24 protein-coding genes are annotated in these 16,594 nt (G+C 28.3%); all 24 read right to left on the bottom strand.

All coding sequences use genetic code 11. The features are described 5' to 3' along the window. Positions 1-46: 46 nt before the first annotated feature. Positions 47-364 carry a phage tail assembly protein gene (locus I4U89_RS14285; RefSeq protein ID WP_195940957.1) on the bottom strand — a complete coding sequence of 106 codons (318 nt, stop codon included), beginning with the start codon at positions 362-364 and terminating at the stop codon, positions 47-49. Positions 365-604: 240 nt separating this feature from the next. After that, complete coding sequence (locus I4U89_RS14280) at positions 605-1,114, bottom strand: phage major tail tube protein (RefSeq protein WP_195940956.1); 510 nt, start codon at positions 1,112-1,114, stop codon at positions 605-607. Position 1,115: 1 nt separating this feature from the next. Continuing rightward, positions 1,116-2,555, bottom strand: a complete 1,440-nt coding sequence (locus I4U89_RS14275; protein WP_195940955.1) for a hypothetical protein — start codon at positions 2,553-2,555, stop codon at positions 1,116-1,118. Positions 2,556-2,567: 12 nt separating this feature from the next. Next, a complete protein-coding gene (locus tag I4U89_RS14270) occupies positions 2,568-3,062 on the bottom strand; it encodes a hypothetical protein (RefSeq protein ID WP_195940954.1) in 495 nt (164 codons plus the stop codon). Further along, positions 3,059-3,628 (bottom strand): phage tail protein, encoded by a 570-nt coding sequence (locus tag I4U89_RS14265; RefSeq protein ID WP_195940953.1) that lies wholly within the window; start codon positions 3,626-3,628, stop codon positions 3,059-3,061. The genes I4U89_RS14270 and I4U89_RS14265 overlap by 4 nt, the downstream gene beginning before the upstream one ends. Next, positions 3,628-3,936, bottom strand: a complete 309-nt coding sequence (locus I4U89_RS14260; protein ID WP_195940952.1) for a hypothetical protein — start codon at positions 3,934-3,936, stop codon at positions 3,628-3,630. The genes I4U89_RS14265 and I4U89_RS14260 overlap by 1 nt, the downstream gene beginning before the upstream one ends. Next, on the bottom strand, positions 3,936-4,256 hold the full coding sequence (locus I4U89_RS14255; RefSeq protein ID WP_195940951.1) for a DUF2190 family protein: 321 nt from the start codon (positions 4,254-4,256) through the stop codon (positions 3,936-3,938). The genes I4U89_RS14260 and I4U89_RS14255 overlap by 1 nt, the downstream gene beginning before the upstream one ends. Before the next feature lie 34 nt (positions 4,257-4,290). Further along, positions 4,291-6,219, bottom strand: coding sequence for a prohead protease/major capsid protein fusion protein (locus I4U89_RS14250; RefSeq protein WP_195940950.1), 1,929 nt, complete (start codon positions 6,217-6,219; stop codon positions 4,291-4,293). Beyond that, positions 6,185-7,609 carry a phage portal protein gene (locus I4U89_RS14245; RefSeq protein ID WP_243279223.1) on the bottom strand — a complete coding sequence of 475 codons (1,425 nt, stop codon included), beginning with the start codon at positions 7,607-7,609 and terminating at the stop codon, positions 6,185-6,187. The genes I4U89_RS14250 and I4U89_RS14245 overlap by 35 nt, the downstream gene beginning before the upstream one ends. A 56-nt stretch (positions 7,610-7,665) precedes the next feature. Beyond that, positions 7,666-7,860 (bottom strand): peptidylprolyl isomerase, encoded by a 195-nt coding sequence (locus I4U89_RS14240; protein ID WP_195940948.1) that lies wholly within the window; start codon positions 7,858-7,860, stop codon positions 7,666-7,668. Then, positions 7,860-9,698, bottom strand: coding sequence for a phage terminase large subunit family protein (locus I4U89_RS14235; protein WP_195940947.1), 1,839 nt, complete (start codon positions 9,696-9,698; stop codon positions 7,860-7,862). Before I4U89_RS14235 ends, I4U89_RS14240 begins: the two co-directional genes overlap by 1 nt. Beyond that, positions 9,664-10,203: a hypothetical protein gene (locus I4U89_RS14230; RefSeq protein ID WP_195940946.1), complete on the bottom strand. Its 540-nt coding sequence runs from the start codon at positions 10,201-10,203 to the stop codon at positions 9,664-9,666. The genes I4U89_RS14235 and I4U89_RS14230 overlap by 35 nt, the downstream gene beginning before the upstream one ends. Positions 10,204-10,335: 132 nt before the next feature. Beyond that, positions 10,336-10,596 carry a hypothetical protein gene (locus tag I4U89_RS14225; RefSeq protein WP_195940945.1) on the bottom strand — a complete coding sequence of 87 codons (261 nt, stop codon included), beginning with the start codon at positions 10,594-10,596 and terminating at the stop codon, positions 10,336-10,338. 366 nt (positions 10,597-10,962) lie between these two features. Beyond that, a complete protein-coding gene (locus I4U89_RS14220) occupies positions 10,963-11,535 on the bottom strand; it encodes a hypothetical protein (protein ID WP_195940944.1) in 573 nt (190 codons plus the stop codon). Then, positions 11,536-11,916 (bottom strand): VRR-NUC domain-containing protein, encoded by a 381-nt coding sequence (locus I4U89_RS14215; protein WP_195940943.1) that lies wholly within the window; start codon positions 11,914-11,916, stop codon positions 11,536-11,538. A gap of 19 nt (positions 11,917-11,935) precedes the next feature. Then, a complete protein-coding gene (locus tag I4U89_RS14210; RefSeq protein WP_195940942.1) occupies positions 11,936-12,097 on the bottom strand; it encodes a hypothetical protein in 162 nt (53 codons plus the stop codon). A 130-nt stretch (positions 12,098-12,227) separates the two neighbouring features. Continuing rightward, positions 12,228-12,353 carry a hypothetical protein gene (locus I4U89_RS15895; protein ID WP_279311332.1) on the bottom strand — a complete coding sequence of 42 codons (126 nt, stop codon included), beginning with the start codon at positions 12,351-12,353 and terminating at the stop codon, positions 12,228-12,230. Between the two features lie 31 nt (positions 12,354-12,384). After that, positions 12,385-12,546, bottom strand: a complete 162-nt coding sequence (locus tag I4U89_RS14205; RefSeq protein WP_195940941.1) for a DUF6906 family protein — start codon at positions 12,544-12,546, stop codon at positions 12,385-12,387. A 10-nt stretch (positions 12,547-12,556) separates the two neighbouring features. Continuing rightward, positions 12,557-12,814, bottom strand: coding sequence for a hypothetical protein (locus I4U89_RS14200; protein ID WP_195940940.1), 258 nt, complete (start codon positions 12,812-12,814; stop codon positions 12,557-12,559). A 2-nt stretch (positions 12,815-12,816) separates the two neighbouring features. Further along, on the bottom strand, positions 12,817-12,957 hold the full coding sequence (locus tag I4U89_RS14195) for a hypothetical protein (RefSeq protein ID WP_195940939.1): 141 nt from the start codon (positions 12,955-12,957) through the stop codon (positions 12,817-12,819). Further along, a complete protein-coding gene (locus I4U89_RS14190; protein ID WP_195940938.1) occupies positions 12,950-13,264 on the bottom strand; it encodes a hypothetical protein in 315 nt (104 codons plus the stop codon). Before I4U89_RS14190 ends, I4U89_RS14195 begins: the two co-directional genes overlap by 8 nt. Positions 13,265-13,281: 17 nt before the next feature. Beyond that, a complete protein-coding gene (locus tag I4U89_RS14185; RefSeq protein ID WP_195940937.1) occupies positions 13,282-13,518 on the bottom strand; it encodes a hypothetical protein in 237 nt (78 codons plus the stop codon). Between the two features lie 113 nt (positions 13,519-13,631). After that, positions 13,632-14,408: a hypothetical protein gene (locus I4U89_RS14180; protein ID WP_195940936.1), complete on the bottom strand. Its 777-nt coding sequence runs from the start codon at positions 14,406-14,408 to the stop codon at positions 13,632-13,634. Between the two features lie 1,934 nt (positions 14,409-16,342). Then, positions 16,343-16,528, bottom strand: a complete 186-nt coding sequence (locus tag I4U89_RS14175) for a hypothetical protein (protein ID WP_195940935.1) — start codon at positions 16,526-16,528, stop codon at positions 16,343-16,345. Between the last annotated feature and the right edge of the window lie 66 nt (positions 16,529-16,594).

Here is a 16,594-nt window from a genome sequence, read left to right as displayed (position 1 = left end):
ATTTGAGCTATTGATTTTCTTATAAAATCAGGTGGAGTGAATCCACCTAATTTATGAAAAAATCCCTTATTATAGCCGTTGCCTTTGCATAATCTTTCATTGAAAGTCTATTTATATCTAAATAATCTAACCCACTTGCAAATGCGAATAATTGAGCATGTAAAACTGTATCTATTTCAGGTGATACTACAAATACTTGTCTTTTAACTAGTTCTTGTATAGCTTTCTCTATTGATCCACCTGTTAATTTGTCTGTATCATAATCTATATACTTTTTTTCTTCACCATCAATCATTATAGGTTTACTTAAAGTTAATCTATTTGGATGTTCAATAACTTCTATTTCTACTACATTTTCATTCATAATTAAATACCTCCTAAAATATAAAAGAAGCCCTTAAAGGACTTCCTTTTTTTAATTTATTTTATTTTTTATATCTTGAGTAATACATATAAATAATGACTCCTGCTAATAAAATTATTAAAAGAATATAGTCATATTGAGTAAATGGTCTATACTCCATACTATCACTCCTATTTATTATATTAATATAACAAGTATTTTAACAGGATTTACTATTAAATGTCTAATAATATAAAGATTTTATAATAATGCATTTATTGGTTGAGTTTTATCTACTCCATTTACTTTAAAAATACCATTTAATTTATCTATTTCTAATACGATTTTACCATTTGTTACACGTTTATATGATAAGACTTCGTATTCAAAACTTCCATCTTGTCCAGAACCAGGTTCGATTTTACCCTCACCGATTTTCTTTGGTATACATTTCATAAATGCTTTATGACCTATAATATCTGTTGATGAACTAGAGCTATCTAAGGCATCTGTTACCCATCTAACCTCTATATCTTTCCCATCCATAAGTAAGGCTAAGTCATCTGGATTATTAGATACTCTTGTAGATATTGATAAAGTCATACTTCCTGCTTGATATGGAGAAGGTAAATCTATTTCCCCTATTATTCCAGAACCTTTTATTGAATCCGTTAGTATTTCTATCTCAGGAAGTTCTACACTTGCTGTATCGCCTACTTTTTTTCCCTGTACATAAACAGAATAGTTTATAACTTTATTTCCTATTTTCATTTTATTCACCACCTATCATGTCTAATATTCCTTGAGAGCTATATTGAACTCTTTGAGTAAGAGATTTAGCAGGAATAGTTGTAGTTGTTAAAGTATCAAATACAAAATTTCCTTGCATTAAATCAGAAACAATATTATCTGTATTTCTAAATTCTATCTTACCAAATAATAATTTACCTTCGCTAATTAAAGAATTTAATCGTATTTGTTCAGTATTAAGAAGAGCGTCTATGTCATTTCTAGTCATAGGCTTATCAACTTTTTCAGCATTTCTTTTTTTAAAGTCATTGTTTAAATATATATTCATTCTTCTATTAATATCAAACATTTCTTCAGGTTTATTAGTTTTACCATGTTCAAAATTACTCATATGAGAACCCCATAAAACCCATTTACCTCCATAAAATAATGCTGTTGTTATTCCTTTTGAATTTAAGATATTGGCTGTATCTATAGTGAGCTTTATATCTTTATCAGAGTCATTTACTAGTCCTGATATATCTATTGCTTTATTTGAAGGAGTTTCACATGGTATCCCATTATTTTTTACATCAGTTTGTTGAGTTCTAACTATAGCTAAAATAGACATATACATTCTCTTGCCTTGCATCTTACCCATTGGCCAACAAAGTTTTTCGTCTATAGAGGATAGTCCATCAGATTCCTTTTTTTCTATAGCTTGACTATAGTTATTTAAAGATGTATCTAAATCAGTATATATAACACTATCCCATAATCCACTTATGCTTTTTGATACTTCTAATAACTTATTTCTAACTATAAGATTTTTACCATACTTAGGTACACATAATATATTAGGTGCTATATTAAGGTCTTCATATACTGCGTGAACACAATATATACCTTTTCTTTCACCTGTACCAGCATCATATGAGCCTATTATATCTTGAGGAGTTGTATTTATTGTAACAGTACTATAACTTAAGCTAACAGTACTTGGTGCCTCTGTAATAAATGTAATAATTATATTACCAGTTGTTGAATCTACATCTATTTTATAATCTGTATCTAATACTTTATCTGCTATTTTTATAGAGCTAGATATTGTATTTTCATCAAGAACTATTCTTTTATTTAAGACAGGAGTGTCTTTTGCAGATACATTTTTCTTGCTTAGGCTAGGATCTAAAACATTTATCAATATAATTGGTCCTATACTTTGTATTTTGTTTTTAAAATGTGCAAATACAGCTGCCGATAACGTATATTTATCAAAATCATCATCAGAACTATATCCCATTTCAATCTGAGCTTCATCTAAATTAGATATAATTATTGGTTTATTTACTTTGCTTTCACAGTTTAAAACCCTGTGTACAGGTGCAACACCTATATATATAGGTATTGTGTTAGATGTAGTAACTATCTGCTCATTTGATGGAATATATTCGCCATATACACCATGTTTGTATGAAGTCATATCATACACCTCCTATAAAAAATTATTTATTATTGGTAATGGACACATTTTAACTTTAAATGTTATATATCCAGCCCAATAAGGATATATTTGTTCATCATAAAAGCCCCACTCAATAGGTTTTTCTACTATAATTCCTATATCAGAAGGGCTTTCATTTAGTATCATTCTTATTTTAGTTATTAAATTTAATATGTCAGTATATCCTTTAGAATTAGGTATAATTCTGTCTTCTAAAGTTAATCCTATATCATACGTTTGTATGTTTAATCGTATATTTAAAAATACATCATCATCATCTTTTCCATTATCGGAACAAATTACTATTCCTGGTATATCATATCCATATTCATGAAGGCAGTTTTTTGGAGGAACCCAGCATATATATATTGCTGGTGGCACTAGTTCATACTCTTTATTATCATCACTAGCTTTTTCTAACTTTATGTCTTTAAGTCTTTCATCTAGCAAATCTTTTATTTTATTTAATATATCTTCGTCTGTCATAGTTTATTTAATCTCCATTCAATTTCATGTTCTATCCTCTCCTGTAATTTTTCACTTGCTTTTTTTTCTATTGCCTTTATTACTTTCTCATTTGAAATCATTTGAGGTACTGACAATGTTCTTAAAAGCCTTACAGGAGTTCTTTTTTTGCCTTCTCTCATCCAAATATGAGTTGCTCCATTCATAGTTTGAACAAATGCTGTAGGTGATGTTTTTATTACTTTATACCCTTCTTGCTTTTTAACTTTAACCTTAACTTTTTTATTTCTTTTTTTATATTTTTTGGGGTTATATGGGAATTTACTTAAAGCTATAGTACTTCCTTTTGATTCAATATAGGCATTTAAACTTCCTTTACTAGCTCTTTTTTTCTTTAATGTAGCTCCTACATCTTTTTGTTTTATAGAGTATTCATTAGTAACTTCTTTCTTTGTTTGAGTAATTGTATATGTAAGAGTTCTATTTATCGCTGCTGCTGTAGCTGCTGGAACTTTATTTGGAAAATCCTTAAACTTTATAGCTATCTTTTTTAGCTCTTTATCGTTTATAAAAGTATTATTAGCCATTAACTACTTGCTCCTTTTAGGATTATTTCATATAGTCCTAAGTCTTCTCTTACATCAAATACTTTATAACTTCTTTTATTAAGCATTTGTACTTCTCCTACCTCTGGAGTATGTGGGAAGTCATTGACTTTGCAATAGTACAATAAATCCCCCACATGTATTCCATCATACTCTTTTTTACTTCTATCTTGTAATCTATCAAGATCTATTACTATATCTATAGGGATACCATTTAAATATACTTTTTCTGAAAAATCTTCAAAAAATATTTTTAAATCATCTATCGCTTGATTAGATAAATTACTCATTACCCTATTTTTACTATAGCTACTGGTGTACCTGATGGCTTATCTTCTACAATCCATCCTGCGATAGTATCTCCTTTAGTTTTAGTTATGTTGCCTGATTCATTTAAATAAGCAGTATCACCTATTGAAAATACTTCTGTCTTTTCTGCTGCCATTTCATAAACACCTACAACACTTATAGAACCAATTTCACCAGGACTTATATTAGATGCTGCTATTCCAACTCTAGTTCCTAATTTAACAACATCTCCATATAATATGGTTGCTCTTGAATCATTTGATTTACATATCGTATTACCTTCTTTTATATATCTAGCCATTATTATTTCACCATCCTATTTTATATTCTTATCTCTATTTACCTGCATTTTTATATAATCCTTTATAGTCTATTGCTGTAACTCCATAATCGATAAATATTCTCCATTTCATACCTAAGTTATCAAATGATATAGCACTTTCTAATGTAGGCATATCTGAACCATTTAAATATGTTACCTCTATAGTGTCGCAATCAAATGGACTTGCTGCTAAATACCAAGCATCTTCACTATATACGTCTAGCTCTGGATCTACAATTAACTTAAGCTTATTTCTAAATGGGTTTATTATATTAGCATTATTAAATGCTGGGTCAGATATAGAGTTTAAAAATTGTTCTGCTTGTGTTTCTAATGCAGCAGGTACTATTAAATATTGTGGTGATATATTTAATGTTTCTAGTCCTCTTAAATTCTTTTGACTTCTCATAGCTCTTCTTGCTTCACCCATAGTTCCTACATTTATTGCTCCTGATGTCTTAGCTAAGTTAGCATGTTTACTATGAAATAGTTCAACATTATCATATATCTTAGGATTTGTACCTAACATTTGATAAACAAGTTTATTTATACCTCTATCAGCTGCTCTTACATAGGCTTGAGGTAATTTAGTTATTATAGATATATCGTCATTTATAAGAGCTTGTCTTGATATACTGAAAGATTTACCATAAGTAAGTAAGCTTGTTTTAACTCCTTGGTCTTTCATTTCATCATGTTCAAACTCACCATTTTCAGGTATTAACTTTAAGTCTCCAGCCTCACTTATTTGATACTTTGTAGTTGCTTTAAAGTCTGGATTACTACCTGTACTTACCCATTCTTTATATGTTGATGATTGAATTTTATATGCTGTTTGCATACTTTTATTTACTGTATTATCTAATATAGCTGAAAAATTACTTCCTGGAGTAAATGCTTCTCTAAATAATCGTTCATTATCATATCTAGATGCATCAACTTTTCCATCCATTCTTAAACATTCAACAGCTATATCTCTTAATCTTAAACCTCTTAAGTCTCTAGCTCCATCGGTAACATTTTCTAATCTTGTTCCAGATCTCATTAATATTGAATCTGATGCAGCATCTCTAAACTTATCTGTCTCATCCTTAATAACTTGAATATTTCCTGGTAACGGTGCCTTTTCACTTCTTAACTGGTTCAATATGTGACTTCTAACTTCATCTACACTTGTACCATTTGATATAAATTCTTGTCCATCTATATTAAATTCCCTACATAGTGTATTTATTTCTGATGCCCTTTGTCTTTCGGCCTCTAATATTTGTCTTTCATCTTCATTTTTATTTGTATTTTTAGACATGTCTCTCTCACCTTCTCCTTTATTATTTTCTGTTTGTATATTTATAAGAGTAGTATTTTTATTATCTCTTTGTGTATTTGTTACAGTAGTATCTTCCCCTTCTGAAACACCTTCTAGCTCTCTTCCTACACCTACCGTTTCATCTGCTGGAACAGATACAATTGATATTTCATTCGGTATCCATTTAGTAGCTATCTCACAAGGTCCCATAAATCTACCATCACTAGACATTTTACCTGCCTTTACTTCTTCCCAGGCATCTACTGAATAACTAACAGATACTCCTCTTAAGGTTTCACTTTTAACTTTTTGAAAAATTATTTCTGACTCTTCGTCAGAATCAAATCGTACTATAGCTCTTCCTTTTTTCTCTGCTTCATCTATCCATGCCTTTTCAACTTTTCCTATTACTTTGCTTCTATTGTGGTTAAATAAAAGTACTCCTATCTCATTTAGTCTTGTTAAGTCAACTGCATTTGCACTATGACTTAATATTTCATTTCCAAACCATCTAGCAACAGGTTTTTCAGAACTAAATGAAAGTTCTATACTTCTATCATCTTCGTTTACTTTTATTTCGCCTGATATAGATCTTATATTGTTATTCTTTTGCTTTAATTTTGCTTGTTGTGGCATTATCTAAGTCACCTCTATTCAATTCTTTTAAATATTCAGTTTCTCTTGCTCTTTGCTCTATAACCTCTCTCCAGTCCTCACCCCTTTCAGCACAAACTCTTGCTAATGTATCTATATTTGATTCTATAGCCGTTTGATTGGCCTTAACTTCTTTTAGTGGATCTATCCATCCCCAACCTGCTGGTATCCAATTGTGCTTTAAGTATTTTCTTTTATTTTTATAAAAATCTTTTATATTAATATTTTTATTAAGTATTGCTGCATTTAAAAATTCCTCATAAACCTCACTTAAAAAATGGTCTATAAGGAAATCTTGTATTTCTTTATATGTTTTTTGATCTTCTAGTAATCCTTGTCTTGCACTAGAATAATTTACTTGAGACATATCTCTACTAATTGCTTCATAACTTAAACCTTGTCCAGATCCTACAAGTCTTAATTGAGACGTTATAAAGTCTTTAGCACTTGACCCTGTATTTGAAGGATTTACAGCCTTTACATCTTCTCCTGGTTGTAATTCCATTATCATACCTGGTGTTAGTGTTTTTTGTTCATATCCTGATTTAGTATCTCTTTGTACTCTTCCTCTTCCTATAGGAGAACTTCCTGGATCTACCTTAGTTATAAATGCACTTAAACAAGCAGTTACTCTTTCTTTTACAGAAACTGCTTCAACAAATTCATTTATATCTCTAACTCTACCAATAGTTCTAGATAATAAGGACATTTCTCTAATTTGAGATGGCCTACTCTTTTTATATAAATAGATTACTCTATCAGCCTTAACTCTTATTGTCTTACCAGTATAATATCCATCTGGTGTATATTCTTTAAAGTGATAGGCTATCGGCTTGTTATTAGTATCTAACTCTATACCACCAACAATTCGATTATTATTTTTTTCATTTCTCCAATTAAGGTTGGTATCTAGTTCATCTACTTCTTTAGCTTGTAATTTAAATGGTACTATACCATCTTTTGTATAACTTTTTATAAAAATAATGGCTCCATCAACCTTCATTCGTCTTACAGCCATTGTACATAGTTCTTTAAAACTTTGTTGTGCTGTTAAATCACAATTTTTAGGTTTTTGCCATTCTTTAAATAGTTCTTCAATTTCTTTGTTTAACTCTTCATCTTCTTTACCATCTTTATTTAAAATCTTGGCTTGAAGTTTAAATCCTCTACCTACTACATTTCTCTCATATGCATTAATAATGGCCTCTGCTACATCTGAATTTCTTTCTAAATCCCTAGCTCTCGCTCTTATAGTATCTCTTTGCATACTATCTGTTTGTTCTGCTGTTCCATTTACAACATTCCAATTTAAATTACGCCTTCCATTATCTCCTGCATCATATGACCTTTGAGCTGCTTCTCTCCATGCCATCCTTTGATAACCTAATTTAGGATTTATATAAAAAATAGTTTTATCTAGTAAATTCATTATCTGCTATCAAATACAGCTACTTTTGTACTGCACCCTTCACTTGAATTTAACTCAGCTCTTAGTCTTCTTCTTTCATCATATAATGTTTTTAGGTCGGCTCTTTTTACTCTTCGAGTTCCTATTTGGTATTCTTGAGCTCCATTTTCAATAGCGTCAATAGCATTTTCTATTGAATTTAACCTATCTCTCATCAAATCCAACCTCCTTTATTATTAATCCATCCGTTATTATTATTGTGTTCATCTTTATTTTTTTCTTGTGCATTGATAACTATAGGTTCTTCTTCATCTTCTTTGAGATATCTTATATTTAATAAGTCTGCTGCTGTACAGGCATAGACTTCACAGTCTAAATAATGGTTGTCTGCATGAGCTGTTTTTGTTTTCCAAACTTCAACTTCTCTACCACCTTTTTTAACTTTAACCTTATGCTCACTAGTTATTTGTTGCGCATAATCTAGATCACATTTTTTATAGACCATAAAACTTCCTGTTCCATTTGACCTAATAAGCCTACTTGCTATAGTATCTTTATATTGATTAGTATTTACTATTACTAATCTCATACCATGTGCTTTAGAACTTATTTTATCTATTGTGCTTATTTTATACCTAGTAAACATTTGATTACTAGCACCTTTAACAGGCATAACCCAATCGCTATTTGAGTAACAAAAGTCATAGACTTCCTCTGTTCTATCCCCTGAGTCTATACAACAAAGTGATATTTGAAATACATCTCCATTTTTATTTTTATATATAGCATTCATTCTTTCTTCTATGTCTTCAAAGGTAAATACTTCACCATGTGTTATATTCCAAGATGTATAATTTGGTCCCCAAGCTCTTATTGTGTAATATAGTTTTTCTTTTTGAACGTCTACACCAGCTGTAAGTACTTGAGCCTTATCTGGAACTATAAACTCCTCATATTCACTTTGTCTTTCCATTACAACATCTGAATTAAGTTTTAGTTGAGTTTCTTCCCAAGGTTCTGCAAGCCATGAATTTACAAAGTTTTGAAGCATATCAGGAAAGTTTTTAGATTTTAAAAACTCATATGCTATATCTCCAAACCTAACCCAAGGAGAGTATATTGTATTTAAATGAAATGCTAGTTTTTTTCTACTTGAGCTTTTATTTTCAGCTTTCCATTTACCATTTCTAAGCATATTCATTTTATGACCATCATTAATTTTTCCTTTACATTTCTCACACTCATAATATGTTAAGTTTATTACTTCGCTTACATCTATACCTTTAGGCCATTTAATTTGTTTAAACTTAAATTGTTGATATGTCGCACAGTGAGGACATGGTACATAATAGTATCTTTTTTCATCTGCTCCTTCAAATGCCTTCCACACATTACCATCTCTTACAGTAGGCGTTGATGTTAGGAATATCTTTTTATTGTATGCAAATGTCTTCGTTCTTTCTCTTGCTAATGAAATAGGGTCAGCTTCTTTTCCAGAGTTAGGTGGATATTTGTCAACTTCATCTAAAAATAAATATCTTATTGGCCTAGATGCTAATGATGCAGGGGAATTCGCTCCAGATAAAACAACATACATTCCATTGAATTGTAATTCTAAAACTTTAGAATCTTTTTCTTGAAATCTAGATTTTAACTGTGGTGCTAATTCCACCATAGGTTGAATCCTGTTTTTACTAGCATAGTCTGCTAAATCCAAAGTTGGATAAACAACTAATGCTGGAGCAGGATCTTGTGCTATTACATAGGCTAACATATTATTCATAGCCTCTGTACCTCCAACCTGAGTAGGTTTACAAAATATAATTTCTTCTACTTCATTATCATTAAAAGCATCCATAATTCCTTCTAAATACGGTGTTGTACTAGTTCTCCAAGGACCAGGTGCTGCCGAAGTCTTTGAATCTAATATTCTATGTTTATCTGAGAATTGACTAACACTTAGATTTTCAGGTGGTTTTAATATTTTTAGACTCTTAGAAAGCCATGTAGACCATTCATCAGCCTTTAATTTTTTTAGATTTTGGTGGCTCATAAACTCCATTTATGCACATTTGACTTAATGCATCTTCTATAACTTCTTTTATTTGACTTTCTATCTTTCTTGCAGTTGTTTGGCCAACAATTAAACCTATATCTGTTACTATCTTTCTACTAAGTCCCATAAGACTTCTTTTTAATACAACAAAAAAGCGATTGAGTTCATCTATTACCTCATCTCGCTTTAAATACTCACCTTTAGCTATTGAATTTTTTAAATACATATTTTCTGCTTGAGCTTCTTTGTATTTCATCTCATAATATAACTTCTTCTCTTTAAAACTCATGTCCTTAGAATCTTTAACAGATTTTAGGTTTCCAGTCCCAACCATACCTTTCCACTTTAAAACATCAGCCAAATCCCACCACCCTCGGCTGTGCTTTGGACATCCTTCATCGGCCCATCTTTTTACTGTCATTCGTGTTACAGAAAGCAATGCACAAAGTGCTTCGGTGTTTACGATTAACTTTTCGCCTTCTTCCTTGTATTTAACTGACATACAGCCTCCTCCTCACCTAAATTTTCAAGTTATTTTTTGTAACGTTGTAACGTATTTTTTTTTAATTTTACTGAGCCTTACTTTGGGGTTAGCTATACCCGCAAGGCCTCCACCCCCTCAGAAGGACCCAAATTATTTTTTTATGTCTTTTAAATATTTATTTAACTGTCTTATAGTATGTTCATCATCTCTCAGTATAGTTGCAATACCTTTGTTTGATGTTGCTATACATTCTATTGATACAATATGATGTGTTGCTATACTTAAATGTTCATTGATACTTATCCATCTCATATGATCTATATATTCACATAGATCTTTAATATCAATACCTTCATAATGCTTTATATGTTCTTGTCCATCACTCATACTTATTCTATATATATATGTCATTATCATTATCCTTTCTATATCAAACTTATATTTATATATATTTAATATTAGACTCTAGATTTTAGTTTACATATTGTAAATTAATATAATACTTAATTCTATTTTTACAATATATAATATCTTTCCTATGTAAAAATAAAGCCTAGCCTATATTTACTTTTATTAATGATCTATTTTTGAAAATAAAAAAAGACCAGATTATATTATCTCGTCTTTTAATTAGAAACTTAGTTTTAAGTCTATTATTACCCTAATCGACTATATAGACTAAAACCTCTATTTCTCTTTTTCTCATTAAGTATAATTTTGCTATATTATCATATTAACATTTTAAATTCCCTAAGTAAACTCCCACTTGTCCCCAACTTATCCCACATGCATACAAATAGCATCTATTCCCCAAAGAAGTACACTAAGCTCTCTAACCACTTCATTAGTCCACTTATTTGGCATATTCTTACTGCATCCTATTTCTCTTTGCATCTCTATATTACTTTTACCTTCTATTAACAATAACTCAAATGCTTTATATCTTTCATATTGTTTTCTTTCTTTATATTTTCGCTCTAAATACTCTAATTGTTCATCTACATATTTTAAAATTTGAATAGTCTTTCCTTTGCTTTTTATAATACTTTCTAACCACATATAATCCACTTTTACATAGTCTTCATCCATATCTGCATAAAGTATTTTTATTTCATCTTTTTCATTTAAGATATGTTGCTTTAAACTTTTATAGTTTCTCATTAGCAACTTGGTATTCTTAAATCTCCAGTCTTTGCCTCTATTTAATATCTTATATACTGCCCTTTCAGCTACTTCTCCAGCCATTTTATTTATGTATTTTTCATCCATAGTCTCTTTCATAACTTCTTTAACTACTTCTTTTGATATTTCTTTAGCTCTATTTTCTACATTTATATCAAATGCTTTCACTTATATCACCTTCTTATTATCTAAGTATTCTTTTATTGTGTCTCTAGCTTCTTCAAATCCATTGCATACTACTGCTTTATATCCCTGATCATTGAGCTTCTTTATCCATTCTTTTTGTTCTTTGCTAGTTATACCATTTCCATATTTCAACTCAATATATAAGCCATGATATATCCCACTAGGAACTGGAAGGCATAAATCAGGTACACCCTTTTTTAATCCTTCTCTTTTAAACTTCTTACCTTGATGCACACTTCTTTTTCCTTCATTAGATATTTTATATATTAGATCTAATTCAGGATAAACACATCTATTAACATTGCACCAGTCTATCAGAGCCATTTGCTCTGTAGATTCACTTCTTTTCATATTGCTATACATTATCTATCACACGTCCTTACTATCTATACTGTATTGGATTTTGATATCTCTTCTTTTCAGTATCTATTTTTAATATATCTACAATAAGTTTTGCATTATAATAATCATTTACTATTAAAACTAACTTATCATTTTCATATATTCCATAATCGCAAACAACTTCTTTAACTTCATATTTCATTTCTAATCACCGACTATTTTTTCTTTTATCACTTATAGCTACCAATACCTCTAAACCTCCGAGTACAATTGCTATTATATATACAACTCCTAATATACTTCTTATGTTAATATTCACCTCCTCCATATATTTAATCTAAATATCGCTTCTCTAGTTCTAATATCTTAGCTTCACATTTCTTTTTTATTCTTACATCTCTTATTTCTATCTGATTTTCATAGTTACTTATTAACTTCTTTTTTGATATTCCAAACATTTTTTTCACCTCGTTTCATATTGTAAAGATACTATTTGTAACTTAACTCTAGTTTTTCTTTTGTTTCTCTATGTACAAATGTATATATACTATTTTTATCATCTTGTCTTTCTAATAAATATTCTCTAGGATCTAATTCATTCTCCATTAATATTTCTTTCTGCTTTCTAGTCAATTTCTTAAGCTTCTTCATAATCTTTCTCCTATTTAATATTTTTAAACTCTTCTTCTAGCTCTAACTTATATTCCCTTAATACATCAAGTACTCTATTTTTTATATCAGTATTCATTTCAAATTCTTCCGAGGCTATAGCTCCATACGAATTAGATATAAATTTAAAAATACCACCCTTACTTTCTAATTTCCCAGTCCATACTTTACTAGCAGCATTTATGAAACTATCTAATTCCTTTATTTCTTCATGTAGTTTATTTGCCTTAGCAAGTTGCTTAACATCCATTTTTATATCTCTCCTTTCGCTATTTTTTTATATTTGTTTATCGCTATCTCTATAAGCTTCTTATCTTCTTCTTTTGTATATGTATTAAGTAATTCTTTTTGCTTCTTTAAGTGTTCACTTGCTTTATTTTGTATGCTATTCATTTTCTTTTACCATATTGAAATTAACTTCTGGATTAATAGAACAAGCATCATGGAAATAATGTGTCTCACCATTTATTGTCATTTCTACTGGTTCTGTCTTTATAGCTACTCCACATTTTGAACATATTTTACCTTGTAGTTCTTTTTCTGCCTGTTTAATAGCTTCTATATCACTTATGTCTTTGTTATTTTGCTTTATTTGTTTCGCTAAGTCTTTTATAACCTCTGATTGATCTAATGTAGTAAATTCACTTATTTCAAATTCTTCATCTAATATAGATACTGTAGGCTTATGTTTATTACTCAAAGCTACTCACCCCTTTATTATTTTTTATTTACTAGTTTATGTACTAACCCAGTAGAGCATTTAAATATACTAGCAATCTCTCTATATGATTTTCCTTGAAATCTATAGAATTTCATTGACTCTATATCATGAACTTCAAACTTATTTTTTCTTCCTCTTTTTTTATTTTTAAATTTACTTAGTTCTTCTTTTAACTCTTTATTTTCTTTTTCAAGTTCTTTAACCCTATGTTTTAATGCTTCTATACTGTCCATATTTAATTCTCCTTGTTCATTTTTATTAATGAACGTATTTTAATTTTCTAAGATATTAAAATTCATTTTTAAAACTGAATTTATGAACATTTATTTTTATATTTTTAATTTTTTTAACTAGCATTTTTTAATATTTCATTTACTTTATTAAAACTCTCTGTACCATAGAGCTTGTACAATTTAGCTCTTATTTGCTTAGTCGTTTTATTTATTTCTTTTGATATAATTTCATATGGAATTTTTTCTTTTATACATTTATTTAATATTTCTATTTCTTCTTTACTCCATCTTGTTGTTGCAGTTAATGGTCTTTCCTTTATTCCTTTGTGTTTTATCCTACTTGCAATAGTTTCTATTCCTCTGCCTAATCTAATAGATATATCTTCATATGTATATTTATGCTGCCTTAGTAAAAATACTAAGTATTCATCTTCTTTAGGTGTCCATCTATGATATATCTTAGTTTTTTCATTTATCTCAATATCTTCTTTTCTCTTTTGGTCTACCCAGTTCGGCTCTTTACCTAATGTATTTCTTTCTAATTCAGACAAATCTAATATATGTTTATTGTTTTCTGCCCACTTCCAAAAATCTTTTATATATATGATTTTGAATTTGTTATTCTTAACACGCTTATATTTTATTGGGCATCCATTTTTTATTAATTTTTCTCTCAAAAATCTTGGTTTTGTACTTAATGCATTTAATAATTCATTAAATGTTATATAATCTCCATTTTCTAAATATGCTCCTAACTTTAAACGATTAGCTTTTGTTACTATAGCTAATTCTGTCCTATTAAACTTCTTTGCCATATTTTTTATGGAATCAATTCCCCATTTATCTTGTAGGTATTCTATTTCTTCTTTACTCCATTTTCTATTTTCCATATATTCACGACCCTTTCTTTGTTAATAATAAATTTCCTATAGGTACTTTTTATTGATTTTATTTTTTTCAATTGGTATAATTTGGATAATATCTTTTATTAAGATATTGGTGTTTATTACATGGTATTTGTAAATACACTTCTTACTTTTTGTAAATATTTAACTCATTAATTTGAGTTGAATTATTCGTTTTTGTCTAAAGAGCAGGTATATTTTATATACCTGCTCTTTCCATTTCCTAAATAAAAATATATATTATGGGTATAATTCTTTGATTTTATTTAATGTTATTGATATAATACTTTTTAACTTTAGGTTTTCTTAAAGTTTATATATATTTCATATTTTGCTGAACTGAGAGAGCAGGTATATTATTTATATCTGCTCTTTCTCTTTTTAATAAATCTCCTATAGATACTTTTAATTGATTTTATTTTTTTCAATTGGTATAATTTGGATAATATCTTTTACTAAGATATTTGGGTTTATTGTGTGTTGTTTATATACACAAACTTCTCACTTTCTACTTTTTAGAGACTTAAATTCATAATTTAAGTTGCATATTCATTTTTCGTTATAGAGCAGGTATATTTTATATACTTGCTCTATCCATTTATAAATAAAAATTATATTATAGGTATAATTCTTTGATTTTATTTAATGTTGTTGATATAATACTTTTTAACTTTAGATTTTTTTAAAGTTTACAAAGATTCATATTCTACTTAATTTAATTTTATTTAGCCCAGAGAGCAGGTGTATTATATATGCCTGCTCTCTCACTTTTCTAAATAAAAAAATATATTATAGGTACTTTTATTTGATTTTAATTTTTTTAATTAGTATAATTTGGATAATATCTTTTATTAAGATATTGGGGTTTATTACGTAGTATTTTTATAAATACACTTCTTACTTTATGTAATGTGCAAATCATTTAAATTGCATTGTTCATTGTTCTCTAGGGCAGGTATATTTTATATACCTGCTCTTTCACTTTTCTAAATAAAAAAATATATTATAGGTACTTTTATTTGATTTTAATTTTTCCAATTGGTATAATTTGGATAATATCTTTTATTAAGATATTGGGGTTTATTACGTGAAGTTTTTATTAATACACTTTTTACTTTGTGTAGAGATTTAAGTCATTTATTTGAGTTAAGTCGTTTGTTCTTTTATGGAGCAGGTATATTTTATATACCTGCTCTCTCCTATTTATAATAAAAAATATACTATAGGTACTTTTATTTGATTTTAATTTTTTCAATTGATATAATTTCACTAATATCTTTTCATTTAAGATATTCAATTCATTTTTTGAATTGAGTCATTTATTAGTATTTTTATAAAGAATAGTTGCTGAAAATAGTCCAGAAAGCAGATATATTATTTATATCTGCTTTCTCCCTTTTTATAAGCAGATAAATAAAGTCTATTATTTCTTTCATTTAGTTTGAATAGATAAAATCAACGACATAATTAATATAACTAAAGAAATAACAGATATTGTTAAATCAAATCCATTTCCATTCACTCTTTAAACTCCTTTTAATAAATTTCCTATAGGTACTTTTATTTGATTTTAATTTTTTCAGTTGGTATAATTTGGATAATATCTTTTTATTTGTATTCTTTTTAAGATATTTATGTAATGTTAAACATTTTACATTATCATTAATTTTGTCTTTAGAGCAGGTATATAAAATGTACCTGCTCTTTCACTTTTATAAATAAAAAATATATTATAGGTACTTTTATTTGATTTTTATTTATTCAATTGATATAATTTCACTAATATCTTTTCATTTTAGATATTTTGTGTAATATATTTATGTAATGTTAAACATTTTACAATATTATTATTATTTATTTTTTCTTTAGAGCAGGTGTATTTTATCTACCTGCTCTTCCTCATTTTTTAACTTATTTTTCTAAAATAACATTTCCTCTTTTCTAGGTTCCTCGGCTATTTCAGCTTTTTCTCTTTCTTTAGATTCTTCAATTAACTTATTTAACCAAATTAAATCATCTTCTTTATTGTTTGTTTTTATATATATACAATCTGTATATCCTTGATCTTTTGCCATTTTTGAGCATATTTCTTTTTTTACCTTCATCTATTTTGCAAGTAGAAATTTTATTGTCATTTTCAAATAAACAACTCATCTATAAATCATCCTCCT

It is taken from the genome of Romboutsia sp. 1001713B170131_170501_G6 (genome assembly GCF_015668195.1).
Classification (GTDB): domain Bacteria; phylum Bacillota; class Clostridia; order Peptostreptococcales; family Peptostreptococcaceae; genus Romboutsia_C.
This window is presented reverse-complemented; position numbering and strand designations above follow the sequence as displayed.